The sequence below is a fragment of the Streptomyces sp. 35G-GA-8 genome (assembly GCF_023534745.1).
Taxonomy (GTDB): Bacteria; Actinomycetota; Actinomycetes; order Streptomycetales; family Streptomycetaceae; genus Streptomyces.
Genome location: NZ_JAMHJQ010000001.1, coordinates 100619 through 125828, shown reverse-complemented (window position 1 = coordinate 125828; position 25210 = coordinate 100619). Strand labels below are relative to the sequence as shown.

25 protein-coding genes, 1 pseudogene and 1 riboswitch are annotated in these 25210 nt (G+C 70.6%); of the genes and pseudogenes, 15 read left to right on the top strand and 11 right to left on the bottom strand.

The annotated features are described in order from the left end of the window. Positions 1-8 precede the first annotated feature (8 nt). Positions 9-821, bottom strand: coding sequence for a tyrosine-protein phosphatase (locus tag M1203_RS00560; RefSeq protein WP_249947426.1), 813 nt, complete (start codon positions 819-821; stop codon positions 9-11). A gap of 428 nt (positions 822-1249) precedes the next feature. Next, a riboswitch (cyclic di-AMP (ydaO/yuaA leader) is annotated at positions 1250-1441 on the top strand. A 4-nt stretch (positions 1442-1445) separates the two neighbouring features. Between M1203_RS00560 and M1203_RS00555 the strand changes: the two genes are divergently transcribed. Both M1203_RS00555 and M1203_RS00550 read left to right on the top strand, forming a co-directional pair. Continuing rightward, positions 1446-2519, top strand: coding sequence for a M23 family metallopeptidase (locus M1203_RS00555; protein ID WP_249947425.1), 1074 nt, complete (start codon positions 1446-1448; stop codon positions 2517-2519). Positions 2520-2689: 170 nt separating this feature from the next. Then, a complete protein-coding gene (locus M1203_RS00550; RefSeq protein WP_249947424.1) occupies positions 2690-3514 on the top strand; it encodes an SGNH/GDSL hydrolase family protein in 825 nt (274 codons plus the stop codon). Here M1203_RS00550 and M1203_RS00545 read toward each other — a convergent pair. The 5 genes from M1203_RS00545 to M1203_RS00525 are packed head-to-tail and all read right to left on the bottom strand — an operon-like array spanning position 3504 to position 8699. Then, positions 3504-4382: an STM4011 family radical SAM protein gene (locus M1203_RS00545; RefSeq protein WP_249947423.1), complete on the bottom strand. Its 879-nt coding sequence runs from the start codon at positions 4380-4382 to the stop codon at positions 3504-3506. The genes M1203_RS00550 and M1203_RS00545 overlap by 11 nt on opposite strands. 8 nt (positions 4383-4390) lie before the next feature. Then, a complete protein-coding gene (locus M1203_RS00540) occupies positions 4391-5737 on the bottom strand; it encodes an STM4012 family radical SAM protein (protein ID WP_249947422.1) in 1347 nt (448 codons plus the stop codon). Beyond that, complete coding sequence (locus M1203_RS00535; protein WP_249947892.1) at positions 5734-6546, bottom strand: STM4013/SEN3800 family hydrolase; 813 nt, start codon at positions 6544-6546, stop codon at positions 5734-5736. Before M1203_RS00535 ends, M1203_RS00540 begins: the two co-directional genes overlap by 4 nt. Next, positions 6543-7706: an STM4014 family protein gene (locus tag M1203_RS00530; protein ID WP_249947891.1), complete on the bottom strand. Its 1164-nt coding sequence runs from the start codon at positions 7704-7706 to the stop codon at positions 6543-6545. The genes M1203_RS00535 and M1203_RS00530 overlap by 4 nt, the downstream gene beginning before the upstream one ends. Before the next feature lie 39 nt (positions 7707-7745). Further along, positions 7746-8699 carry an STM4015 family protein gene (locus M1203_RS00525; RefSeq protein ID WP_249947421.1) on the bottom strand — a complete coding sequence of 318 codons (954 nt, stop codon included), beginning with the start codon at positions 8697-8699 and terminating at the stop codon, positions 7746-7748. Positions 8700-8858: 159 nt separating this feature from the next. Between M1203_RS00525 and M1203_RS00520 the strand changes: the two genes are divergently transcribed. Further along, positions 8859-9197, top strand: coding sequence for a hypothetical protein (locus tag M1203_RS00520; protein WP_249947420.1), 339 nt, complete (start codon positions 8859-8861; stop codon positions 9195-9197). A 142-nt stretch (positions 9198-9339) separates the two neighbouring features. Next, a complete protein-coding gene (locus M1203_RS00515; RefSeq protein WP_249947419.1) occupies positions 9340-10341 on the top strand; it encodes a DUF6745 domain-containing protein in 1002 nt (333 codons plus the stop codon). Between the two features lie 55 nt (positions 10342-10396). Here the strand turns inward: M1203_RS00515 and M1203_RS00510 are convergent, their stop codons facing one another. Both M1203_RS00510 and M1203_RS39170 read right to left on the bottom strand, forming a co-directional pair. Beyond that, positions 10397-11314 (bottom strand): PfkB family carbohydrate kinase, encoded by a 918-nt coding sequence (locus tag M1203_RS00510; protein ID WP_249947418.1) that lies wholly within the window; start codon positions 11312-11314, stop codon positions 10397-10399. A 136-nt stretch (positions 11315-11450) separates the two neighbouring features. Continuing rightward, positions 11451-11663: pseudogene (locus tag M1203_RS39170) on the bottom strand (TetR family transcriptional regulator C-terminal domain-containing protein); the annotation flags it as partial. A gap of 287 nt (positions 11664-11950) precedes the next feature. Between M1203_RS39170 and M1203_RS00500 the strand changes: the two are divergent. After that, the gene (locus M1203_RS00500) at positions 11951-13201 is read left to right on the top strand and encodes an MBL fold metallo-hydrolase (RefSeq protein ID WP_249947416.1); all 1251 of its coding nucleotides are present in this window, start codon (positions 11951-11953) and stop codon (positions 13199-13201) included. A gap of 111 nt (positions 13202-13312) precedes the next feature. Here M1203_RS00500 and M1203_RS00495 read toward each other — a convergent pair whose 3' ends face one another. Then, the gene (locus tag M1203_RS00495; RefSeq protein ID WP_249947415.1) at positions 13313-14110 is read right to left on the bottom strand and encodes a DeoR/GlpR family DNA-binding transcription regulator; all 798 of its coding nucleotides are present in this window, start codon (positions 14108-14110) and stop codon (positions 13313-13315) included. Positions 14111-14295: 185 nt separating this feature from the next. Here M1203_RS00495 and M1203_RS00490 point away from each other — a divergent pair, with 185 nt between their 5' ends. The 6 genes from M1203_RS00490 (at position 14296) to M1203_RS00465 (ending at position 19403) form a co-directional block, all read left to right on the top strand. Next, positions 14296-15183, top strand: a complete 888-nt coding sequence (locus tag M1203_RS00490) for an SIS domain-containing protein (RefSeq protein ID WP_249947414.1) — start codon at positions 14296-14298, stop codon at positions 15181-15183. A 315-nt stretch (positions 15184-15498) separates the two neighbouring features. Beyond that, positions 15499-17424 carry a sensor histidine kinase KdpD gene (locus M1203_RS00485; protein ID WP_249947413.1) on the top strand — a complete coding sequence of 642 codons (1926 nt, stop codon included), beginning with the start codon at positions 15499-15501 and terminating at the stop codon, positions 17422-17424. Between the two features lie 7 nt (positions 17425-17431). After that, entirely contained in the window at positions 17432-17869 is a 438-nt protein-coding gene (locus tag M1203_RS00480; protein WP_249947412.1) for a roadblock/LC7 domain-containing protein, read from the top strand. Positions 17870-17871: 2 nt separating this feature from the next. Then, the gene (locus M1203_RS00475; protein WP_249947411.1) at positions 17872-18243 is read left to right on the top strand and encodes a DUF742 domain-containing protein; all 372 of its coding nucleotides are present in this window, start codon (positions 17872-17874) and stop codon (positions 18241-18243) included. Continuing rightward, positions 18221-18859, top strand: coding sequence for an ATP/GTP-binding protein (locus tag M1203_RS00470; RefSeq protein WP_249947410.1), 639 nt, complete (start codon positions 18221-18223; stop codon positions 18857-18859). Before M1203_RS00475 ends, M1203_RS00470 begins: the two co-directional genes overlap by 23 nt. Positions 18860-18872: 13 nt before the next feature. Further along, the gene (locus M1203_RS00465) at positions 18873-19403 is read left to right on the top strand and encodes a GAF domain-containing protein (protein ID WP_249947409.1); all 531 of its coding nucleotides are present in this window, start codon (positions 18873-18875) and stop codon (positions 19401-19403) included. 34 nt (positions 19404-19437) lie between these two features. Here the strand turns inward: M1203_RS00465 and M1203_RS00460 are convergent, their stop codons facing one another. Then, entirely contained in the window at positions 19438-20484 is a 1047-nt protein-coding gene (locus M1203_RS00460; protein ID WP_308404829.1) for a LacI family DNA-binding transcriptional regulator, read from the bottom strand. Between the two features lie 282 nt (positions 20485-20766). Between M1203_RS00460 and M1203_RS00455 the strand changes: the two genes are divergently transcribed. The 4 genes from M1203_RS00455 to M1203_RS00440 all read left to right on the top strand — a co-directional run bounded on the left by M1203_RS00455 (position 20767) and on the right by M1203_RS00440 (position 24252). After that, positions 20767-21594, top strand: a complete 828-nt coding sequence (locus tag M1203_RS00455; protein ID WP_249947890.1) for an ABC transporter permease — start codon at positions 20767-20769, stop codon at positions 21592-21594. Positions 21595-21626: 32 nt separating this feature from the next. Further along, a complete protein-coding gene (locus M1203_RS00450; RefSeq protein ID WP_249947407.1) occupies positions 21627-22646 on the top strand; it encodes an ABC transporter substrate-binding protein in 1020 nt (339 codons plus the stop codon). After that, positions 22643-23503: an ABC transporter ATP-binding protein gene (locus tag M1203_RS00445; RefSeq protein WP_249947406.1), complete on the top strand. Its 861-nt coding sequence runs from the start codon at positions 22643-22645 to the stop codon at positions 23501-23503. The genes M1203_RS00450 and M1203_RS00445 overlap by 4 nt, the downstream gene beginning before the upstream one ends. Before the next feature lie 176 nt (positions 23504-23679). Beyond that, entirely contained in the window at positions 23680-24252 is a 573-nt protein-coding gene (locus M1203_RS00440) for a GNAT family N-acetyltransferase (RefSeq protein ID WP_249947405.1), read from the top strand. A gap of 57 nt (positions 24253-24309) precedes the next feature. On the opposite strand, the gene M1203_RS00435 is transcribed toward M1203_RS00440, so the two are convergent. Continuing rightward, positions 24310-25194, bottom strand: a complete 885-nt coding sequence (locus tag M1203_RS00435) for a sugar phosphate isomerase/epimerase (protein WP_249947404.1) — start codon at positions 25192-25194, stop codon at positions 24310-24312. Positions 25195-25210 lie beyond the last annotated feature (16 nt).

Sequence of the window (25210 nt, the reverse complement as noted above, 5' to 3'; positions counted from 1 at the left end):
GTCGGCGCTCAGCTCTGGTCGAGGAGGCGGGTGCGAAGCCGTTCGCGGGTCTCGGGGGTGAGCCCGAGGCCCTCGGTCAGATAGCGGTCGGTGGTGCCCCAGGTCTTCTCGATGGTCTCGAAGGCCGTCGCGAGGTACTCGGCGCGAGCGTCGAAGAGCGGGCTGAGCAGCTCCATCACCTCCGAGGACATCCCGGTGGGGGAGTTGTCGCTGCGGTGGATCGGGTAGCGGTGGTGCGGTTCGTTCGACTTGAGATAGTCGGCCTCGACCGCCTCGGGCTCCACCCCGACCGCGAGCAGGGTGACCGCGATGGAGAGCCCCGCCCGGTCCTTGCCCGCCGCGCAGTGCATGAGCGCGGGGACGCTGTCCTCGGCGAGGGAGTGCAGGACGCGGCTGTGCTCGGCGGTGCGTTCCGTGATGATCGTGCGGTACGACTCGATCATCCGGGTCGCCGCCCTGCCGTCCGAGAGGAGCGAGCGCAGCTGGTCGAGGTCGCCGTCCCGCACCATCCGCCAGAACTCGGCGCCGTCCGCCGGGTCGGTGAGCGGCAGATTCACATTGCGTACGCCGGGCAGCTCCACATCCGCGCCGTCGAGCTTCAGATCGGCGGCGTTGCGGAAGTCGAAGATCGTGTGCAGGCCGAGGGAGGAGAGGAAGGCGGCATCGGCCGGGGTGGCGTTGGCGAGATGTCCGCTGCGAAAGAGCCTGCCGTGGGCCACCCGCCGGCCGTCCGTGGTCGGCAGTCCGCCCACATCGCGGAAGTTGCGCACGCCTGACAACTCGGGCTCTGTCGACGGGACCTGCGGCAGCTGCTGCGTCACGGCGTGCTCCTCCGTGTCTGCCGTCGGCGCGGCTCGCCGACGATGTCGGCTTCTGACCCTACGACATTTGTTCCTCAGGCAACCTGTGGCAATCGGCCCGGCCCCCGAGGGGTCAGAAGCGCATTATTCGGACACTGCGCGCGAATGAATCGTGGATGAATGCCACTCACCTGCCCATCTGTCCGGAATGGACGATTCCGTATAACCTGCCCCGGTCGCGGGTGAGATGGCCTCCGGTCCGTGAGCAGGATCATATCCGTGACGTTGCGTGGCGGTATCGGGAGGGGGAATTGCTGCTCCGCAAGGTAATTGGAGACCGGAATCCACGCAGGGTGACCGAATATCCCGAGCGATATCCGAAACGGGCGCCACCGCCCGAATACGGCATCTTGTTCCGGCCGTCCGGCTCGCTTACCTTCAGCCTCAATCCGAGCGGATCGCCGAATCCTGCCGCCGCTCGGAATTCGCATCCACCCATCAACGCGTGGCAGGAGCGGGGGACCCAGGTAGTACGCCGATCCGGAAGTTCGGACGGCTCGGGGTGAAGTCGCGCACCACGCGCGGCCGGGCAGCTCCAGCCCGAACCCGACAGCTCACCTCGCAGGCGCCGGAGAGGAATTCGCCATGCCCTCGAAGGGTAAGCACCGCCGTCCCAAGTCCAATTCGATCTCGCGCGGATTCATCGCCGCGGGTACGGGTGGCGCGGCAATCGCGCTTCCGCTCATCGGCGCCACCGGCGCGCACGCCGCGGAGAAGGCGGCCCCCGCCGCCGCTCCGCAGGCCGCCCCCGCCTCGGCGCACCAGGCCAAGAATCTGTCCGGCGCCCAGCAGCGGGCCGAGACGAAGCAGACCGCCACCCAGGCCGCCACCAGGGTCGCGAGGACCTACACCGTGGTGTCCGGCGACTGCCTCTCCACGATCGCCGCCGACCACCATGTCCGTGGCGGCTGGCATCGGCTGTACAAGGACAACCGTGAGGCCGTCGGCGACAACCCGTCGCTGATCCACCCCGGCCTGAAGCTGACCCTCGGCGGGCGGGCCGCGGCGAGCGCGCCGTCCGAGGCTCCGGCGGCGCCCTCCAGCTCCACGGACGACTCCGGCACGCCGGCCGACACCACCTCCTCGGACGACTCCTCCGCTCCCGCGGACGACTCCGCCGGCTCCTCGTCCGACGACACCACGTCCGACGACACCTCGTCCGCCGACTCCTCGTCGAGCGGTTCGACGGAGGAGCCCACCGCCCCCGCTACCGAGGAGGCGCCCCCCGCCGACACCGGGGAGCAGAGCACCGGTTCCGGCTTCTCCGCGCCGGTCGACGGACCGACCTCCACGCCGTACCGCGCCTCCGGCTCCAGCTGGTCCAGCGGCTACCACACCGGTGTCGACTTCTCGGCGTCCTCGGGCACGCCCGTAAAGGCGGTCAGCGACGGTACAGTCGTGACGGCCGGCTGGGGTGGCGCGTACGGCAACCAGATCGTCATCCAGCACAGCGACGGCATGTACTCGCAGTACGGTCACCTGTCGTCCCTTGAGGTCTCCGCGGGCGAGAGCGTCAGCGCGGGTCAGGAGATCGGACTCTCCGGTTCCACCGGCAATTCCACTGGACCGCACCTGCACTTCGAGATCCGCACCGGCCCCGAATACGGCTCGGACGTCGACCCGGTGGCCTACCTCCGGGAGAACGGCGTGAACGTCTGATTCACCGGATCACGTCAACCCAATCCGCTGCCCGGCACTTTCCGTGCCGGGCAGCGGCCGTTTCCACCTATTCCCGCTTGGCCGAAACTTGACCGATGGCATATCTCACCCGGCGTCAACCCCTCCTTACGGTCGCGTAGGTCACATCTGCCGGTGGATGATGTGGTGCTGTGGCAGACGATTCGAGATCAAGAAGAAATGGCGTGATCGGGTCGTACGCGGCGATCGGCGACAGCTTCACGGAGGGGGTGGGAGACCCTGGCCCCGACGGGATGTATGTCGGCTGGGCGGACCGGCTCGCGGTCCTGCTCGCCGACCAACTGCCGGTCTCGGGTGCGACGGCGGACACCGTCCACGGCGATTTCCGGTACGCCAATCTCGCCGTACGCGGCCGGCTCCTCGACCAGATCGTCGACGAACAGATTCCGCGCGCGAAGGAACTCGCCCCGGATCTCGTGACGTTCTGCGCCGGCGGCAATGACATCATCCGGCCCGGCACCGACCCCGACGATGTCGCCGAGCGTTTCGAGCGGGCCGTCGCCGATCTCTCCGGTGCCGTCGGCGCGGTCATGGTGACCACCGGCTTCGATACCCGGGGCGTACCCGTGCTGCGCCATCTGCGCGGCAAGATCGCCACCTACACCGCCCACGTACGGGCCATCGCGGACCGCTACGACTGTCCCGTGCTCGACCTCTGGTCGCTCAAGTCCGTACAGGACAGGCGGGCCTGGGACGGCGACCGGCTGCATCTCTCACCCGAGGGGCACACCCGTGTCGCGCTGCGCGCCGCGCAGGTGCTCGGCCTCGATGTGCCCGCCGACCCGGACCAGCCGTGGCCGCCGCAGCCGCCGCGCGGGACCCTGGAGGTGCGGCGCGACGACATCCACTGGGCGCGCGAGTATCTGGTGCCGTGGATCGGGCGACGGCTGCGCGGCGAATCCTCCGGTGATCACGTCGAGGCGAAGCGTCCGGACCTCTTGCCCCTCAAGCACTGACGCCGAGGGCGGATCCGGCCGGTCCGATCCCCGCCGGGATCCGTTCCAGCACCCCTCCGGCGAAGACGTCGTACAACGGCAGTGTCTCCAGATGCACATAGCCGATATGGCAGTCGCACACCGCCAGCGGGCACGCCCGCGGAACCAGCGCCCGCCGGTAGGACCCGTCGTAGAGATTGCCCAGCTCGGCGCGGACGAAGTGGCAGCGCCGCACCGTACCCTCGCCGTCCACCGAGATCACCGACTCGCCCGTCCGGCAGGGCAGACCGGCCGAGCGGTGCGGGTGCCGGCTGTAGGGGAAGAGCGGATCGAGGGCCGTCCAGCGGTCGGCCTCCTCGTCCGTATAGCCCTGCCCCTCGGCCGCGTTGATCCACAGATACACCCGCTCGGGCAGGTCCGCGCGCAGCCTGCGCGCGAGCTCCAGATGGTCCGGCAGGCCGACGACGCCCACACTGAACCGGATCGAACGGGCCGCCAGCTCATGGGTCTTCGCGAGGAAGCGCTCGTACGGCGTCTGGCCCGGGTGGTACGTGCACCACAGGGCGAGCTTCGCGGGATCGGCGTCCGCCAGCCAGTCGGTGCGGCAGCTGAGATTCGTCTGGATCGCCACCCGGCCGATGTGCGGCAGCAGCGACAGCTCGGTGAGGGCGCGCCGGTACCAGGAACGGACCAGCCCCTCGCCCCAGGGAGTGAACAGCACCGACAGCCTGTCCTCCCGCCGCTCGGACGCCCAGGCGGTGAAGCGCTCCAGGGCGGCCCGGTCGGCGCGCAGTTGGTCGCGGCTGTCGCGGCGCTTGGCGAACGGGCAGTAGGGACAGTCGTAGTCGCAGGAGGCGAGCGGGCCGCGGTAGAGGATCGTCAGGTCCACGGGGGGTCTCACTTCCTCTCGTACGCGGCCATCGAGGCCCGTACGGCGGGGGAGAAGAGCGCGGGACCCAGCGCGTCCGAGTACGCGAGCCCCTCGGGAGAGAGCCGCAGCAGGCCGGTTGGCGCGCTCTCGTCGAGCCAGCCGAGGGCCGCGAACCGGGCCAGCTCGGCGGGGAAGTCCTCGGCGGCGCCCGAGCCGAACCGCTCGCGGTAGTCGCCCTCCACCATCCCCCTGGCCTGGAGGAGGGACTGGAGAAGATGGCGGCGGCGCGCCTCGTCACCGTCGATCCGGCGGCCCACCTCCGCGCGGGAGAAGTCCTCCGTCGCCGTGTACGTGTCGATGATGGCGCGTATCTCGCGCATGTCGACCGCGTAGTCGAAGGAGTAGTGGAGAGCGGAGGTGTACGAGCGGGCCCCGCAGCCCAGACCGATCATTCCGTCGGTCTGGCAGGCGTAGTCGTCGGCGCCGGCGTCCTGGAACGTGATGTCCTGGCGGCGGAACATGCGCATCGACAGCTGTTCGTAGCCGTGCGCGAGCAGGTGGTCCCGGCCCTGCCGGTAGAGCCGCAGCCGCTGGTCGTCCCAGGCCGAGTCACCGCCGGAGCCGAGTCGGCCGAGGCCGGTGAGCGGCCGTACATACAAGGGGTAGAGATACAGCTCCTCGGGCCGCCAGGCGAGCGCGGCGTCCAGGGAGTGGCGCCAGCTCGCGGCCGTCTGGCCGTCGATGCCATAGATGAGATCGATGTTCAGGACGGGGATCCGGGCGTCCCGGATGCTGCCGAGCGCGGCCTCGACCTCGGCGCGGCGCTGTGGGCGTACGGCCGCCTTCGCCTCCGCGTCGACAAAGCTCTGGACGCCGATGCTCAGTCGCGTGGCGCCCCGCTCGGCGAGCACCGCCAGCCGGTCGGCCGTGGCCGTGGCGGGAGAGGTCTCCACGGAGAGCGGGACGGCTCGCAGGTCGGCCCCCATCCGCTTCTCGGCGATGTCGCAGAGCCGGTCCAGCTCGTCGGCGTCCAGATAGGTGGGCGTGCCGCCGCCGAAGGCCGCCGCGGCGAACCGTACGGAGTCCGTCCCCGAGTCCCCCAGCGCGTCGCGGACGGCGGTCGCCTGCCGGTCGAGCGCGTCGAGATAACGCGTCGTCAGTTCGTCGGGGGCGCCGATCCGGGTGAAGAGATTGCAGAAGCCGCAGCGGACCTCGCAGAACGGGATGTGCAGATAGAGGGAGAGCGCGTCCTTGCGTTCACCGGCCCACAGCCCGCGCAGCGCCGGGCGGTCCTCCAGCGGGCGGTAGGCGGTCTTGTGGGGATAGGCGTAGACATAACTCTCGTACGGACGAGGTGCGAGGGTGGTGCTCATCGGGCTGTCCCGCTCTCCAGGAAGAAATGGGCGTACGGCACGGTCCAGACCACCTCGTGGCCCAGACGATGGCCGGTCCAGCCGTCGTCGCCGTAGGCGGTGCCATGGTCGGAACAGATGATCGCGAAGCAGCGCCGGCGGCTGCTCGCGGCGGCGAAGAGCCGGCCGATATGGCGGTCGACATACTCCAGCGCGGCGGCGTGCGTGGCCCGCGAGTCGCCCGCCTCCCGGGTGGCGCCGGGCGAATGGAACCAGTTGGGCTGGTGCAGCGCCGCCACATTGACGAACAGGAACAGCCGCCGCTCGGGCTCCAGACCGGCGACGACCTTCTCCGCCCGCTCGATCTGTGCCTCGAAGGAGGTGGCGGAGGCCACGCCGAACTCCGGCTCCCAGTGGCTCTCCTGGAACATTCCCGGCAGTACGGAGCCGAGCGCGCCGCGCCGGTTGAAGAAGCCGACCCCGCCCACGCACACCGTGCGATAGCCGGCTGCCGCGAGGCCCGAGACCAGATCCGGCGTGTCATAGACGAAGGTACGGTCGGCCGTGGTCTCGCTGCCGCCGAAGCGCGCGGCGAACAGCCGTGGGTGCGGACCCGGCACGGCGGGGGTGGGCAGAAAGCCGGCGAAGATCGCCTGATGCGAGGCGTAGGTGAAACTGCCCGGCGCGTGCCGCTTCTCCCAGCGACCGCCCGGGAGATGCCGGGCGAGATGGGGGATGCGGCCCGCGGCGGCCAGCTCCTCCGCGACATCGAAGCGCAGTGTGTCGAGGGTGACGAGCAGGAGGTCGTCCCGCCCGACGATCTCGTTCATATCAGGTGTCCGCACACCGCTTCCTCGGTCGTCCGGCGCGTCGGGCGCCTCGGCAGGGCGGCGAGCTGCGCCGCGTAGGTGTCCAGGCCCTCGGCGCCGCTGCCCGGCAGCCCCGTGAGACCGGGCAGCAGATCGCCGAAGGCGTTGATCTCGCCGACGGCGTACCGCCGCCAGCTCGGCGCGGGCAGCAGATCGACACCCACGCAGTGGGTCTCGGGGAAGCGGTCGGCCGCCGCCTCACTGAGGGTGAGAGCGGTGGCGAAGCTGCCGCCGGACGCCTTGATCACCTCGCGGGCCGTGTCGAGATCCCCGCGTGTGCCGCCCAGATGGAGATTGGTCATGGGCGAGCGGCTGGTCCGTACGACCACATGCGTCGCGCGGCCCGCGACGACCACCACCCGCAGATCGGCCGACCTGCCGTCCAGGACCGCCTTCGGTATCCACTGCTCGATATGCAGTCCGTCGGGCGCGAGGGTGTCGATGATCGCGGCCACGTCGCGCTCGCCGGTGTAGTCGCGGATCCGCAGGGAGTTGAAGAGGCGGCCCGCGCCGTCCCGTTCGACGGAGGTGAGAGCGCGCACCCGGCCAGGGCCCGCCCGCTCGACGGCCAGGACACCGGAGGCCGACGAGCCGTGGGCGATCTTGACGAACGCGCGCCGGAGCCCGGCCCCGGCCATCAGCGCGCGTACGTCGTCCCAGCCGGACACGGCCGGCCCCGCGGGCCCCGAGGTGGGCGACACGGGAACGCGGATGCCCGCCGCGTCGAGCACGCCATGGCAGAGCCGCTTGTCGAAGAGGACCGCCAACTCCTCCGGGTCGTCGAGCAGATCGGCTCCGGCCGCGGCGGCGGCCCGGCCGAGGCCCCGCGCGAGCGCCGTGAACCGTTCGTACCAGCGGCCCGTGCCCTCCACACGGGTCGGGTCGTCCATGTCGCGCAGCAGCCGGTCCACCTCCGGGTCCTCGCCCGGTGAGTCGATCCGTACCGTCTCACCGGCCGTGAACCGCGCCCGGCCGTCCAGCACATCGCGCCAGGCCACCTCGCGGGCGGGGGACAGCCCGGCGGCCCGCACGGCGTCCTGGAACAGGGACACGCGGCGATTGCCGGGGATCCCGACGACGACCAGGTTCTGTCGGGTCGGATCGGCGCCGCGCGGGGACATGTCGCGCGAGGACATGTCGCTCAGGTCCCGGGTCATCGGTTACTCCGCCACCGCGGTGTAGCGGTGCTCGACGCCGTCCGACTCACGGTCCGCCTCCGCGTTCTCGGAGAGGTCGATCTCGACACCGGCCGCGCCCAGGGTGTCGAGGAGCCGCTTCCGCATCGCCTCGCCGAGATAGTTGTGGTGCAGATCGAGCTTCTTGAGATGGCTGAGCGGCTGGCCGCCGAGAAGAGCCTCCGCGCCCTCGTCGCCGAGCGTGCCCATCGAGAGGTCGAGCGTCTCCAGCCCGGCCACGACCGGGGCGCCCGACAGCGCCACGGCGATCTCGTCCTGTATCTCGCTGTTGCGCAGGGCCAGCGACCGCAGCCGGGGCAGCCGCGAGCCGGCCAGGATCGGTGCCAGATCGGACACTTGAGCGTTCGCGCCGTACCACGACGTACCGAGCCAGAGATCGAGATGCTCCAGCTCGGGGAAGTCGCTCGCCCCGACGGACCGCACCACTTCCGCGTCCAGGCCGCCCGTCTCGATGGTGAGCGAGCGCAGCCGCGCATGCCGGACGGCGGGGAAACGCAGCTCCTGTCCGCCGCGGACCCCGAACTCGCGCAGCTCGGGGAAGGCGTCGAGCAGCGGGGTCACCAGCCCCTGGTTGATCCAGGAGATCTCGCACTCCATGAACGTGATGTCACCGAGGAACAGCGCGCGCAGCGCGGGCAGTCGGTCGCGGGCCGCGACGAGCGCCGAGATCACCTCGTCGGGGCCGGTGTCGTAGACATCGCTCCAGGAACCGACGATCAGCGCACGCACCTCCGTGGTGTCCACGGACTCGGCGAAGCGCGCGAACGCCGCCTCCCACTCCTCCTCGGCCTCGTACGAGTCGACCGAGATGCGCCAGGCCACGGCGGCCGGTTCGGGAAGCTCCGCCTTCGTTTCCGCTGCGGGGAAGTCGAACGCGGGCAGGCCGTGGAACTCCCGCAGATGGTTCGAGATGGCCATGACGAACGCTCCAGACACCTGTGACATGTGATCGGCTGATGTGCAGCAGTTCTACCAGCGGCCACTGACAACTCCCCGTGCCGGGGCCGACTGTCAGACCCTCCCCTTAGCGTCGTTCACAGGTCGGCGCACTCGGCGCCACCGGTCGAGGGGAGAGCCATGTTCCGGCAAGGAGACGTCCTTATCGTGCCCGTCGCGGAGGAGACGGTGCCGTCGCGTCTGGTGGACGCCGAGCACGCTCCCGGTGAGCCGAGGGACGCGCGGGGACGGCTGGTCCTGGCCCTCGGCGAGGTCACCGGCCACGCCCACGCGGTGACCGGACCGGGCAGGCTCGTCCGTGAGCCCGGCGACCAGCTCGGACCGATGTTCCTCCATCTCCCCGAAGGCGGACGGGTGGTGCACGAGGAGCACGCGGCGATACCGCTGCCCAAAGGGTGGTTCCGGGTGGTGCGCCAGCGCGAGTACCTGCCGGGCGCCGTGCGCATGGTCGCGGACTGAGGGCATGCGGTCAGCACGGCCCGGCGGCCGACCTCGCGGGGACAGCGGTACGGAAACGGTGCACAGGCAAGACAGGGGGACAGGCATGACAGGGGGACAGGCATGACAGAGGACGACAAGGACACGGGATGGGGCTTCGGGGATGAGTGACGTGGAGACATGGCGAGCGGTCGCGGCGGCGACGGGCGAGACGGACCGGGCCGCCGCCGAGCGCGGGGTGCGGCTCGCCTACCGCGGCGCGGGCCTCGCGGAGCCGGAGCGGATCATCTGGGCGGGCTCGCCGCTGGCCGGCGCACGGACCGCGCGGTCGCTCGGCGACGCGGGCCGGTCCGTGCGCGACGAGGTGCGTACGCACCCGTGGGCCGAGGAACGGCGCAGGGTGCACGACGCGTTGGGGCCGGCGGGCTGGGCCGAGCACTGGAACACCACCGGCGCGAGGCTCTGGGACACCACCCGGGCGCTCGCCGAGCGGATACGCACCGGAATAGTGGAAGCACTCGCCGACCGGCCCGCCGAGGCGGCCGAGATCCGCGCGGTGCTGCTCGACGCGGTGCTCGGCCAGCACGACGCGGCCTGGCTCGCCGCGTTCGACGGCCGCGGCGCACGCCTCGAAGGGCTCGCGCAGGTGGCGCGGCACGCCGGCTGGTGGTGGCCGTACGAACGCGCCGCGGTGATCTGCGAGCGTCCCGTCGCGCTCCACCGCGACGAGGCGGGCCGACTGGACCGCGGGGACGGCCCCGCGCTCGCCTACTCGGACGGCTTCGCGCTGTACGCGTGGCGCGGGATGCCCGTCCCCGCCGAATTCCTCACCGGCCTGACGTCCTTGACCCCCGAGCGCATCCGTACCGAGGCCAACGCCGAGCTGCGCCGGGTGATGCTGGAGTACTACGGCTACGACCGCTATCTGAACGAGTCGGGAGCGCGGCCCGTCCACCGCGACGAGACCGGTGTGCTGTGGCGGATCGCGCTGGACGGCGACGAGGATGTCGCGATGGTCGAGGTCGTCAACTCCACACCCGAGCCTGACGGTACGTACCGCACCTACTGGCTGCGCGTGCCGCCCTCGGTGTCCACGGCGAAGGCCGGGGTCGCCTGGACGTTCGGGGTGGAGGAGGCGGTGTACGCGCCGGTGCGGCAGACCTGAACCGGCAGCAGGGCAGCCGGATACGCCGGTGTCGGGGCGCCGGGACCCGGGACGGTCAGACAGTGGCCGCCAGCAGTTCGTCCGGTCCGATCAGCGCCTCATTGCCCTCGCCCGTACAGGCGTAGGCACCCGCCACGGCGCCGAGCCGGGCGCACTCCTCCAGGTCGCGTCCGGCCAGCCGCCCGTACAGGAAGCCGCACACGTAAGCGTCACCCGCACCGTTGGAGTCCACCACCGGCGCGGGCGGGACAGTCGCCCTGACCGGGCGCGGCGTACGGCTCCCCTCACGGCTCATCACATACGAGCCGCCCGCGCCCGCCGTCGCCACGACCGCCTCGGCCCGGCCCTCGCGCAGGATCTCCCGCATCACCGAGGCGATCCGCTCGCCTGCCCCGGCGGCGCTGAGGAACACCAGGTCGGAGCGGAGGGCGAAGTCCTTGTGGTAGTCGGCGAGACCGTCCCAGTCGTGCAGATCGGTCGAGACCGGGACGCCCAGCGCCTCGATGTCGTCATAGAGGTACCGGGCGAAGTTGGTGATCGACAGATGGACATGGCGGCTGCGTTCGAGATGGGGCAGATAGAAGTCGCGCGGCATCCGCAGATCGTCCGGGTCCCTGGCGTCGTGGAAGGACATCCGGCGGCCCGTCTTCTCCACGAGATTGACCGCGCGCCGGGTGCCCGCGGGGGAGATCAGCGCCTCGAAGTCCACACCACTGCGGGTGAGCCGCTCCCGGATCCGTTCGCCGGTCCAGTCGTCTCCCAGATAGTCGAGGAACTTGACGTTCAGGCCGAGATTCCGGCAGCCGAGGGCCACATTGCCGCCGGTGTGTCCGGGCCATTCGAGGATCGGTCCCACCGATACCGAATCGGCGAGTGGCACCGGCAGCGAGTCGACCCGGACGACGGTATCCACCCCGCTGCCCCCGACGACCAGCACATCATGATGGAGCTGGTCGGTCCGCTGCTGGGCCACGATCTCCCTTTCCGCCGCCTGAGGCCGGTGTCTGCCGACCTGTGTCTGTCGAGCTGTCCATCTGTCTGTCGGGCCGTCTGTCCGTCTGTCCGTCTGTCCGTCTGTCCGGCTGCGTTTCGGGGCCGGACATCCCGAACGCCGCGCTGTCCAGCCCCAGTTCGCGCGCCGGGGCCGCGTCGGTCCACTCCAGCATGGTGGCGCGCGGCAGTGAACCCTCGTGCGACGTCATCTGAACCGCGAGGCCGTCCAGCATGGCGGTCAGCCGCGAGGCCGCCGACACCGGGTCCGCGCCACCGAGCACGGCGGCGACCTCGGGCATCCGCACGGCGGCCACGCCCCGCGCCTCGATCTGCCCGACGGCGCCGCGCAGCGGATCCTCGCGCCGTTCCGCCACACTCAGCCGCACTGTCGCCACGACGCCACCCTATCGAGACCGACCCGGGCGCCTCACCCGTACCACTCGTACCGCCGTGCGATGACGACTCGGGGGCGTACTTGGGAATCCAGGGGGCAGTGACGACGTTGGACGGGCGTACGTCGGCCCGGGTGGGGCCCCGATCGATTCCGGTCGACTCGACCCGCACCGATGTACGCACCCGGACATAATGGGACGACACCGAACCTCCAGGAGGTGCTGTGACAGGCGCTGGTTCCCCCCTATCGTTGCGCTCCCGGCTGCGCTCGCTGCGACCCGCGGCCTTCGGGGCCGATTCGGCGGGCGAGCGGCTGGAGCGGATCCACCGCTCGCCGAACTTCGCCGACGGGGTGTTCCAGAACCCGGTGGGTGCCAGGACCAGACCGTCCGGCGCCTCAGGGCTGGAGTTCGCGAAGATCTACTTCCAGAAGGAGGCGCGCGCCCGGCGCGCGCCGATCGGCACCATCCCCGTGTACTCCACCACGCTCGCGGACCTCGCCGCGCCTCCCGTCTCGGGCCTCCGCCTCACCTGGATGGGGCATTCGAGTGTTCTCGCCGAGATCGACGGCCGACGCGTGCTCTTCGACCCCGTCTGGGGCGAGCGATGTTCGCCGTTCGCCTTCGCCGGGCCGAAGCGGCTGCACCCCGTGCCCGTGCCGCTCGCCTCCCTCGGTCCCCTCGATGTCGTCGTGATCTCCCACGACCACTACGACCACCTGGATCTCCCCACGATCCGGGCCCTCGCCTCCACGGACACGGTCTTCGCCGTACCGCTCGGTGTCGGCGCCCATCTGGAGCGGTGGGGCGTGGCCGCGTCCCGGCTGCGTGAGCTGGACTGGAACGAGTCCACCGAGGTCGCCGGAATCCGGCTGACCGCCACCCCCGCGCGGCACTTCTGCGGTCGCGGTCTGCGCAACCAGCAGCACACCCTCTGGGCCTCCTGGGTCGTGGAAGGTCCCGAGCACCGCGTCTACCACAGCGGGGACACCGGCTACTTCCCCGGATTCCGGGACATCGGGGCCGAGCACGGACCGTTCGACGCGACCATGATCCAGATCGGTGCGTACAGCGAGTACTGGCCCGATATCCATATGACCCCGGCCGAGGGCATGCGCGCCCATCTCGATCTCCAGGGCGGTCGTCCGTCCGGTGTGATGCTGCCGATCCACTGGGGCACGTTCAACCTCGCCCCGCACCCGTGGGCCGAGCCCGGCGAGGGCACGGTCACCGCCGCCACCGAAGCGGGCGCCGGGATCGCGCTGCCGCGCCCCGGCCAGCCCTTCGAGCCCACCGGGGACGAGGTTCCCGATGCCCCGTGGTGGCGCTCGGTGGCCGCCGTACCGGCCGAGGGCTGGCCCGCCGTGACCGCGCCCGCGGGGGCACCGGCGGCGAAGGCGGCGGCGGGCGACACCGCCGGCAGGGGCGACGGCGGGAAGACGGAGGAGACGGCCGAGAGCGCGTCCTCCGCGTAGGCACACGGGCGAGGGCGGCGTAGGCACACGGAGCGCAGGCGCACGAGGGCGGGGGCGCGGGGGTCGGGGCGCGGGGGCCGGGGGCCGGGGAGGGCCGTCCGCTCCGACCTGTCAGACCTGGACGACGCGTACCCCGCGCTCCTCGAACCGGTGCGCCCACTCCGGTGCGCCGGAGTCCGTGATGAGCGTCCCGATGTCCTCCACCGGACAGATCCGCGCGAACGCTCGGGCCCCCAGCTTGGAGCTGTCCGCCACCACGACCAGCGTCCGCGCCCGCTCGGCGAGCAGCGCGTTGATGCTCGCCTCGTGCTCGCTGTGGGCACCGGCACCCGACTCCGTATCGACGGCGTCGGCGCCGATGAACGCGATGTCGAGGCTGACCTCACCGATGATGTGCCGGGCCAACGGCCCGACCAGCTCGTACGACTGGGGCATCGCGACCCCGCCCGTCGTCACCACCTTGATGTGCGGGCGAACGGCCAGTTCATGGGCGATGTTGAGCGCGTTCGTGACGATCGTGAGCGCGGGCTCCTCGGCCATCCGCTCCTCGGCGGTTCCCCGCAGCTCACCGCGGGTGGCGAGCGCCCTGGCCACCTCCGAGGTGGTCGTCCCGCCGTTCAGCCCGACCACCATGCCGCGTTCGGTCATCGCCGCCGCGGCGCGCGCGATGCGCTCCTTCGCCGCGGCGTGCCGTACCGCCTTGTACCGCAGCGGCAGTTCGTACGCGACGGAGTGTGCCACCGCCCCGCCCCGGGTACGCGTCACCAACTGCTGCTCCGCGAGGTGATCGAGGTCACGGCGGATGGTCGCCACGGACACCCCCAGCTCCGCGGCGACGGCCTCGACCTCCAGTTGATGCCGCTCGGTCAGCAGCTCAAGCAAGGTCGTATGCCGCTCATGGCGATTCACCGTAACCCCCTCGATCCCATGGACTCTTGATCCTATGTGCTCGCGACGCCGACAGGATTGCTTGTTTGTGATGGAAAGAGTCCTCTAGCATGCAGAAACAATCATAGGGCTCGGGACCGTACGGCGCGGAGTCGTACGGCCAGGAGCCGCCAGGAGTCGTACGGCTCAGGGGAGTGGAGACGCACATGACGCATGTGGAGACGGAACTGGCCAGTCAGCCCGACTGCTGGCGCCGGGCGGCGGCCCTGGCCGGGGCCGTGCGCGACAAGCTGCCCGAGCCCGGGGAGCGCACGGCCGTCATCGGCTGTGGCACCTCGCTGTTCATGGCCCGCGCCTACGCCGGACTGCGGGAGGGGGCGGGGCTGGGCGAGACGGACGCGTTCGCCGCCTCCGAGTTCCCCGCCCGCCGCCGCTACGACCGGATCGTGGCGCTGACCCGGTCGGGGACGACCACCGAGGTGCTGTCCCTGCTCGCGGACGTCCGCGGCGCCGCCCGTACGACCGCGATCACCGCGGACCCGGAGACGCCGGTGCGTACAGCCGCCGACGATCTGGTCGCACTGGACTTCGCCGACGAGCGGTCCGTCGTCCAGACACGCTTCGCCACCACCGCGCTCACGCTGCTCCGCGCGCACCTCGGACTGCACCCGGACACGGCGGTCACGGACGCGGAGACGGCCCTCGCGCAGCCACTGCCCGCGGGCGTGACCGACTGCACGCAGTTCACCTTTCTCGGCAGGGGCTGGACGGTGGGGCTCGCGGAGGAGGGCGCGCTCAAGATGCGCGAGGCGGCGCTGGCGTGGACCGAGGCGTATCCGGCGATGGAATACCGCCACGGTCCCATCAGCATCACGACCCAGGGGACGGCGACATGGTCGCTCGGGCCGGCCCCCGAGGGTCTGGAGGAGCAGGTGCGGGCCACCGGCGGGCTGTGGGTGGCGGGGACGCTCGACCCGCTGGCCGAACTGGTACGGATCCAGCGGCTCGCCCTCGCGTTGGCGGACCGGCGCGGTCTCGACCCGGACAACCCGCGCCATCTCAGCCGCTCCGTGATTCTGTCGCCGTCCTCCTGAGCCTCTTTCTGCCCCTTCCGCCCTTTCTGTGCTTTCTGTGATTTCTGTGCTTTCCGCCCGTTCGGAGTTCGGCCCGGTGCCCCGCACCGGGCCGAACGTGTATTTCGCGCTGATGTGCGATGCCTCATACCAGAGCGGGATGCTCTGTGGGGAACTTCGTCAACTGCCCACCGCGAAGGAACGCTTGGCGACTACCGTGTGTGCTCGGTGATCAACGGAGGGCGTACGCGGCATGCGCAAGTCCCGCCGCTGCCGCCGGAACCGGAACATCCGCACGAACGCCGCTTCCTGGGGCCCCACGTACCGAGGACACTGATGTCTCAACTTCGCGCACCTGTCGCGCGGCCGGAGCGCCGCGAAGGCGGGCGGCACGGCAGGCCGGGCTCCCGCTCGTTCTCGCCCCCGGCCAGAGCGGACACGCCGACGCCGCCGGACGCCCGCATACGGCCTCAACTCCTGCGTACCGCGGTCCTTCCCGCGATAGTCGCCGCTCTCTGCGGCGCCGCCGCCGTCGTGCTCATCCTGCGCTCCACCACGACGGAACCGACCACCGCGCTCTGGACGGCCCTGTTCGGTATGGCGCTGCTCGCCTTCGCCGCCATCGCGGCGGCGGCCCTCGGCGCGGAACGTACCGCGAAGTCCTTCCTGGACCGCTGTAACGCGATGCGCCGCTCCAACGCGCGCGGCCAGACCGAGCTGCGGGCGGTCGTCGAGCAGCTTCGACGGGGCGAGCGGGTGCCCGTACGCCCCGCACCGGCCCCGCCCGCCATGCCCGGCGGTGACGAATTCGATCTGCTGGCACAGGAACTGGGCCGCTCCCGGGACGCCGCCGTCGCCGCGGTCGTGCAGGCGTCCCGGCTGTCCAGCAGCGTCGGGGACGAACAGAAGGTGGAGGTCTTCGTCAATCTGGCACGTCGGCTCCAGTCCCTGGTCCACCGGGAGATCCAGCTGCTCGACGAACTGGAGAACGAGGTCGAGGACCCGGAGCTGCTGAAGGGCATCTTCCACGTCGACCATCTGGCGACCCGTATCCGCAGGCACGCCGAGAACCTCGCCGTCCTCGGCGGGGCGATCTCCCGGCGCCAGTGGAGCAGGCCCGTCTCCATGACGGAGGTCCTGCGCTCGGCCATCGCCGAGGTCGAGCAGTACCCGCGGATCAAGCTCGTACCGCCGATCGACGGCACTCTGCGCGGCCATGCCGTGGCCGATGTCATCCATCTGCTGGCCGAACTGGTCGAGAACGCCACGCTCTTCTCCTCCCCGCACACCCAAGTGCTGCTCCGGGCGCAGCATGTGACGGCGGGGCTGGCCATCGAGGTGGAGGACCGGGGCCTCGGGATGCCGTTCAACGAGCAGAAGAAGATGAACGGCCTGCTCACCGACCCCGACCAGGTCAATGTCGCGCATCTGCTCCAGGACGGGCGGATCGGGCTCTTCGTGGTGTCGGCCCTGGCGCGCAGGCATGGCATCGCCGTACGCCTCCAGTCCAATATCTACGGGGGGATCCAGGCCGTACTGGTCCTGCCGCAGGCACTGCTCGGCTCCGACCGGGCGGACGAGCGGAACGGCGAACACCAGACGTACGGGACTCAACCGCAGCCGCAGCCGCAGACGTACGGCGCGCAGCTCCCGTCCCAGCAGCCACCCTCCCAGCAGCCACCGCCCGACGAACCACCGCCCCAGCAGCCACCGCTCCCGCAGCCACCCCTCCCGCAACTACCGCTCCAGTCCCAGCAGCCGTCAGGACCGACGCCATCTCAGGGCGCCCCCGCCCCACTGCCCGTACGTGACACAGGCGCCGACCGTCCCACCCCCGCCGCCGCGCGCCCCGGCGCCGTCCATCCCGACCGGCGCCGCCCGCCCGCCGCACCGGACCCGGCCCGCCCGCGGGTCGAACCTCTCGGCGACGGCACGATCCAGGCCACCGCGAGCCGGCCCCAACTGCCCAGGCGCCGAGGCCAGGAGCACATGGTCCCGCAATTGCGCGAGGGCCCGCCCGTGCCGCCGCCGGTCGAGGAGTCCGTGCTCCACGACCCCGGGCTGATGGCCGCCTTCCAGCGGGGTATCGGCCTCGCCGAGTCCCAGCCCGCCCGTCAGTCCGTCCCCTCGCCGGATCCGTTGACCGATCCGCTGACCGATCCGCTGGTCGACCCATTGACCGACCCGCTGACCGCCCCTCTGTCCGAGCCCCTAGCGGAACCGCCGGAACCGCAGCGCCACGACACCACCCCCAAGGAGTAGATGCACCATGGCGAGCGATGTGCCGACCGGCCATGCCTCCGACCTCGACTGGCTGTTGAGCGGTCTCGTCCAGCGAGTCCCCTACACCCGCAGCGCGGTGCTGCTCTCCTCCGACGGCCTGGTGAGGTCCGTACACGGCCTGGACCCCGACAGCGCCGACCACATGGCGGCACTCGCCTCCGGCCTCTACTCCCTGGGCCGCAGCGCGGGGGTGCGCTTCGGTGACGGCGGAGAGGTCCGCCAGGTCGTCGTGGAACTCGACTCGACCCTCCTCTTCGTCTCCACCGCGGGCTCGGGCACCTGTCTCGCCGTGCTGGCGGGCCGGGAGGCGGACGCCGCCGTCCTCGGCTACGAGATGGCGATGCTGGTCAAGAGCGTACGGCCGTATCTGGTCACCCCGCTCAGGCACGGTGCGGGCTTCTCCCCGAGCGCCGCGGGGCACTGACGGTGCCGCTTCCGACGGACGGGCCGTGGCTCGACGACGCGGCCGGCCGGCTCATCCGCCCGTACGCCGTGAGCGGGGGCCGGACCCGGCCGACGACGGCCCTGGACCTGCTGACGCTGGTGATGTCCACGGGATCGGGACCCCAGACGCATCTCGGGCCGGAGCACGCCCACGCCATGGACCTCTGCCAGGGCCCGACCTCGGTCGCGGAGGTCGCGGCGCATCTACGGCTTCCCGTGACGGTCACCAAGGTGCTGCTCTCCGATCTCGTGGACTGCGGGGCGATCACCGCGCGACCGCCGCACACCTTCGACCACCCCACCGATCGATTCCTGCTGGAGGCAGTCCTCGATGGTCTACGACGACAGCTCTGACGCCCCCACCGCCCCTACCGCCACCACCGTCCCCGTCGTCCCCGAACCCTTTCCCACCGCGCTGAAGGTCCTGGTCGCGGGCGGCTTCGGGGTCGGCAAGACGACATTCGTGGGAGCCGTCAGCGAGATCGCGCCGCTGAGTACGGAGGAGCTGCTGACCCAGGTCAGCGCCGCGACCGACGATCTGACGGGCGTCGAGGCCAAGACATCGACGACGGTCGCCATGGACTTCGGCAGACTGACGCTCGACGAGCGCCATGTGCTGTATCTGTTCGGGACGCCGGGCCAGGAGCGGTTCTGGTTCATGTGGGACGAGTTGTCCCGCGGCGCACTCGGCGCGATCGTACTGGCCGACACCCGGCGGCTGGACCGCTCCTTCTCCGCGGTGGACTTCTTCGAGCAGCGCGGGATCGGATTCGTCGTCGCCGTCAATGAGTTCGACGGCTCGTACCGCTATGAGCCGGAGGAGGTGCGGGCCGCGATCGATCTCAGGCCGGAGGTGCCGATCGTGCTCTGCGACGCGCGCATCGCCAGTTCCGGTATCCAGACGCTGGTCACCCTCGTACAGCATCTGATCACCGCTGTCCCGGCCCCGCCCAGGGCCATCTCGGAGTGACGGAGCTACGCGCATGATGTACGACCCGATCGGCCGTCTGCTGCTCACCCCCGTCGACCGGGAGGCGCCCGACCGTGTGATCCGGCTGCGCGGGCTCGGGCTGGGGGAGCATGTCGAGCCCGCCTTCGACGCCATTGCCCAGCAGCTGGCCCAGCTGACGGGCGCTCCGTACGCGATGGTCAACTTCATCGACGAGGAGCGGCAGTTCTTCGCCGGGCTGCATGCTCCGCCGGGCGCGGGGAGGGAGCGGTTCATGGCCCGTGACCACGGCTACTGCCCCTATGTGGTGGTACGGCACAAGGCGCTGGTCCTGGAGGACGTCAGGGACTTCCCCCGGTTCGCCGGGAACGCGCTGGTCGACGAGACCGGCATCCGCTCCTATCTTGGGGCGCCGCTCATCGACCGTACGGGAATGGCGCTCGGCACCGTCTGTGTGGCCGACACCGAGCCGAGGCGCTGGGGGCGGACCGGTCTGGACACCATCAAGTCCTTCGCCGCCGAGCTGATGGCGCAGATCCACCGCAGGGAGGACGGCCTGATCTGACCTCCGCCTCCCATTCAGATTCTCTGACGATACGTCAGCAAGTCTCCCAGAGAGGGGTGGTGGCGGACGGCGGTCCCGTACTGGCGCGCAGGACGACCTCGCCGCCGACCCGCAGCACCCGCGAGCGCGTGCCACGCGGCTCGCGCAGCGCGAGCGAGATCACGCTCTCCCCCATGGCGGTGAGCGGCAGGGCGACGGTGGTGAGCGGCGGAGTCAACTCCCGTACGAGCGGGATGTCGTCGAAGCCGGCGAGCGACAGGTCCTCCGGGACCCGTACGCCCGCCTCCCGGAAAGCGGCGAGCGCGCCCACCGCCATCACATCCGTCACCGCGAAGACGCAGGTGGGGCGCGGGCGAGCGGGCCCGTCGAGCAGTGCCCTGGCCGCCGAGTAGCCGCCGTCGCGGGTGAACGCCCCCTGTACGACGGACCCGGGGCGTAGGGTGACCCCGGCCTCGCCGAGCCCTTCCCGGAATCCGGCCAGCCGGTCGGAGACGGTGGTGAGTTCGCGCGGCCCGCTGAGCACCCCGAACTCCCGGTGTCCCAGGGCCAGCAGAGCGCGGGCGAGCGCCGCGGCCCCGGCGCGGTTCTCGGGAAGTACGGCGTCGGCGCGCAGACTCCGATGCCGGCTCACCACGGCGACCCGCCCGCCCGCGCGGACGTACGGTGCCACCTCGGCGGCCAACTTCCGCTCCCAGGAAGGGTCCTGGAAGCCCGAACCGATCAGCAGAATGGCCCGTGCGCGCTGGGCGCGGAGCATCGAGACATAGGCGATCTCCCTGGCCGGCTCCCGGAATGTGCTGGCGAGCATGACCAGCACGTCCTGTTCGGCCGCCGCCCGCATCACCCCGCCCGCGATCGCGGCGAAGTACGGGTCGCCCACATCGTGGCAGATGAGCCCCACCGTATTGCTGGAGGCGCTGGCGAGCGCCTGGGCATGGGCGTTGGGAATATAGCCGAGCAGATCGGCCGCCGCCCGCACCCGCCGGCTCAACTCCTCAGTGACTCTTGTCGTGCCGTTCAGCGCTCTGGAGGCCGTCGCCAGGGAGACACCCGCGCGGCGGGCGACGGCGTCCAGCGTCACATGGGCCTGTGCTTCCCGTTCACTCAACTCGACCCCCGGGTCGCGGTGGCGGCGGGGCCCGTGGTGGACCCCGAAACTTCGGGACGACCTATTGACCGTACGGACGGGCAGTCATTAGCGTGGCGATCACCTTATCAGAAAGCGCTTTCTGAAAGCGCTTTTAGGCGAACAGCGCACTTATAACTGCCCGGTTTTCCCGAGGAGTTCACAGTGAGCCAGAGCGTCGCGCCGGCCTCAGCGCCGCCGCCGGAACCCGCACCCGCGCCCGCACAGGACAGCAAGGTGTCCGGGGTCGCCGAACGGAACGGCCCGGGGGTGGGGGAGCGGCTGGCCCGTGCCGTCGAGGCCGGCTGGCGGCCCGTCGCCCTGCTGGCGGGCTGCTTCGTCGTCTGGTGGATCATCGCGGCGACCGAACTGGTCGAGCCGTATCTCGTCCCCTCGCCCGGCGCGACCCTCGATGTGCTCACGGGCAAGGCCGACTACCTCTGGCAGCACACCTGGGTGACCACCTACGAGACGCTGCTCGGCTTTGTGATCGCGGTGGTGGTCGGGGTGCTCGCGGCGGTCGTCATGGTCTACTCCTCGACCGTCGAGAAGACGCTCTACCCCATTCTGCTCTTCGCCCAGGTCGTGCCGAAGATCGCCATCGCGCCGCTGTTCGTGGTCTGGCTCGGCTTCGGTATCACACCGAAGATCCTGATCGCCGTCCTCATCGCCTTCTTCCCCGTGGTGATCTCCATGGTCACCGGCTTGAAGGCGGTCGATCCCGAGATGCTCCAACTCTCCGCCACCATGGGCGCGAAGCCCTGGGGGACCTTCGTCAAGATCCGATTCCCGGCCTCGCTGCCGCATCTCTTCTCCGGTCTGAAGGTCGCAGTGACCCTCGCGGTGACCGGCGCGGTCGTCGGTGAGTTCGTCGGCGCCAACGAGGGGCTCGGCTATGTGATCCTCCAGGCGAACGGCAACCTCGACACCCCGATGCTCTTCGCGGGACTGCTCGTGATGTCACTGATCGGCGTCGTTCTCTTCGTCCTCGTCGAGATCGCCGAGAAGCTGCTACTGCCCTGGCACGCCAGCCGCCGGGACACCAACGTCACCACCTCGTACTGACCGACTCGATCCCGTTCGGGGAAGGGCCAGCCATGCATGCGCGCAGACTCCTGATCGGCCTCGTACCGCTGCTCCTGGTCGCCACGGCCTGTGGCGAGGACGGCTCGGGGACCACCACCAGCGACTCCGGCAAGAAGCTCGACAAGGTGACGCTGACCCTCAACTGGTATCCGTACGGCGAACACGCGCCGTTCTACTACGGCAAGCAGCAGAAGATCTTCGAGAAGCACGGCATCGATCTGACGATCCGGGCGGGCCAGGGCTCGCAGAAGACGGTCCAGGCGACCGCCGCCGGTCAGACCGACTTCGGCTGGGCCGACACCCCCGCCGTACTCAGCGGAGTGGACCAGGGCGTGAAGGTGAAGAGCCTCGGTGTCTTCCTCCAGACCACGCCCTCCTCGGTGCAGTTCTTCGCGAGCGAGAACGTCTCGACCCCCGCCGATCTCAAGGGGAAGACCATCGCTGGCACGGCCGGTGACGCGCTCACCAAGACGTTCCCGATCTTCCTCGAAAAGAACGATCTCAAGGAGTCGGACGTCCGGATCCAGAACACCGACCCCGCGGGCAAGATCGCCGCGGTGATCTCCGGCAAGACGGACGCGCTGCTCGGTTACGCCAGTGACCAGGGCCCGACCATGCAGGACAAGGCCAAGAAGGACGTGTCGTATCTGCGCTTCTCGGAGCACGGACTCAACTTCTACTCCAACGGTCTCATCGCGGGGCCCCAGGTCCTCTCCGGCAGGAGCGAACTGGCCGGACGCATGGTGCGGGCCGTCAGTGAGGCCTGGGCGGCGGCGGAGAAGGCGCCCGAGGCGGCTGTGGCGGAGATGGACGGTGCTTCGGAGCAACTGCCTCCCGAGAACGTCCTGTTGGAGCAGTTCAAGACGACCGTCACACTGCTGCACACCGACGCGACGCGCGGCAAGGCCCCTGGTGTCAACACCGAGGGCGACTGGCAGCAGACCATCGACGTCTTCTCCGAGGCCGGTCTGGTGAAGAGCCCGAAGGCTGTCGCGGAGTACTGGGACAGCGGCACGGCGCTGAAGGGATGACGATGGCCAGGGATACGACGCTCCGGAAGCCGGACCTCACGAAGGGCGGCGCCTCGGCGGGAGAGCGGAGCGCTGCGGGAGGGAGGACGGCGGCCGTCGGCCTTGAGGACGTCGCCGTCCGGTTCCGTACGAAGAAGCGCGATGTCACGGCCCTCCAGGAGGTCTCGCTCGATATCGCGATGGGGGAGTTCGTCGCCATCGTCGGACCCTCGGGGTGCGGCAAGTCGACCCTCCTCAAGCTGGTCGCGGGCCTCCTCAAGGCGTCCTCGGGCGCCGTCAGGCTCCAGGGCGAGCGGGTCGACGGACCGCGGCACGACATCGGCTACGTCTTCCAGCGTGCGGCGCTGCTGGAGTGGCGTACCGCCCGGCGCAATATCCTCCTCCAGGCGGAGATGCGCCGGATGCCCGCGGAACCGGCGCGCCGGCGCGCGGCCGAGCTGATCGAGATGACCGGTCTCAGTGGTTTCGAGGACGCCTATCCGCATGAGTTGTCGGGCGGGATGCAGCAACGGGTCGCCCTGTGCCGGGCGTTGCTGCACGAGCCGCCTGTGCTGCTGATGGACGAGCCGTTCGGCGCGCTCGACGCCCTCACCCGCGAACAGATGAACATGGAGCTGAACCGCATCTGGCGGGAGACGGGCACCACCGTGCTGCTGGTCACCCACTCGATCTCGGAGGCTGTCTATCTGGCCGACCGTGTGGTGGTGATGAGTCCGCGCCCCGGCACGATCACCGAGATCATCGACGTGGGTCTGGAGCCGGAGCGCGACTATACGGAGACGCTCGGCCGGCCCGAGTTCCGGGAGGCGACCGGACATATCCGGGGGCTGCTGGGGGCGGCCTCGGCGCAGGACTGACCGAGGCGGCGGAGCTGACCGCGAGGTGACCTGGGTGACCGAGGTGACCTGGATGACCTGGGCGAACTGGATGACCTGGGCGACCTGGGTGACCGAGGCGGTGTGTCCCGGATCTGGGATACCGTTTCCCGGGTGAGAGAGAGTGATCCCGGGGACGCGGTCGTGGTGATCCGCACATGAGCCCCGACGTGGTGCCGCTGTCCGCCGACGAACTGCTCGACGCCCTGGACGATCTCGCGGAGCTGCTGATCGACACCGTCCTCGGGGGCGCCTCGATCGGGTTTCTCGCGCCCCTCGACCCGGCGACCGCGGCGGCCTGGTGGCGGGAGCGGATCCCGGCCGTCCGGGCGGGACGGCTCTCCATACGGGTCGCCAGGGACGGCGGGCGCATCACGGGGACGGTCGGCGTGGTGTTCGCGGACAAGCCCAACGCCCGCCATCGCGCCGACATCGTGAAACTGATGGTCCATCGCGACGCCCGCGGCAAGGGTCTCGGCCGGGCGCTGCTCAGCGCGGGGGAGCGGGCGGCGGCCGAGTCCGGAGTGACGCTGCTGCTGCTCGACACCGAGACGGGCAGCCCCGCCGAGACGCTGTACCACTCCGCGGGCTGGACCGCGATCGGGGTGGTCCCCGGGCACGCGGCGGACCCGGCAGGGACGCTCCGCCCGACCACCTTCTTCTACAAGGAGCTGCCGGCCGCTTCCGCGAACGGGACCGAGGAACGTCGGGAGGCTCCCGGCCGCCAGTGACGGAGGCCGGGAGCCACTACGGTCGACGTACGCCGTCGCTCAGTACGTTCGGTACGTTCAGTACCGCAGCGCCGACAGATAGCGATAGCTGGTCAGCGCGCTCGCGAACGGATCGGCCGGCGCGTCGTGCTCCACCAGCCACTGCCGTACGCCCCCGCTGCGCGCCGTGTCGAACATCGCCGCGAAGTCCAGGACGCCCGAGCCGACGTCCTCGAAGCCGCCGTTGGCGGCCATGTCCTTCACATGCAGCGCGGGGAACCGCCGACGGTCCGTCACGAACAGCCGACGCGGGTCGTCGCCGCCCTTCGCCGCCCAGTACACGTCCAGCTCGAAGCCCACCAGCTCCGGATCGGTCTCCTTGAGCAGGATTCCGTACAGGCTCTCGCCGTCGACGACGTTGTGATCGCCGTCGTGATTGTGGAAGAGCACCTTGAGCCCGGACTCCCTGGCGATCCGCCCGGCGGCGTTGAACTGCCGTGCCGCCTCCCGGTATCCGGCCGGGGAGTGCATTCCCGCGGGCAGGCTCGGCACGACCACCCAGGAGCCGCCCAGCGTACGGACGTCCTCGATCGCCTGCGGCAGACCGCTGCCGGTGACCGTGGTGTAGGCGACATGTTCCAGGACCGCCTTGAGCCGGGTGGCGTCCAGCATCCGCCGGATCTCGGCGGCGCTGTGACCGTGTCGGCCGCTGACACCGACCGTCGCGTATCCGATCTCCGCCAGGCGCTCCAGCGTCCCGCGGAAATCCGTCGCGAGCGGGGTGCGCATCGTATAGAGGTGCATACCGATCCCGGACGGCGGGATGCGCCGCCGCCGGCGACCGCTGTCGGTGTGGGGGGCGGTGTGGTGGGTGGCCGCCGCCGCGGGGGTGCTCATGCCCAGCGCCGCCAGGCCGACGGCCGCGCCCGCCGTGCCGAGGAACGCTCTTCGGGTGCCGTTCATCGTCGTTCTCTCTCCT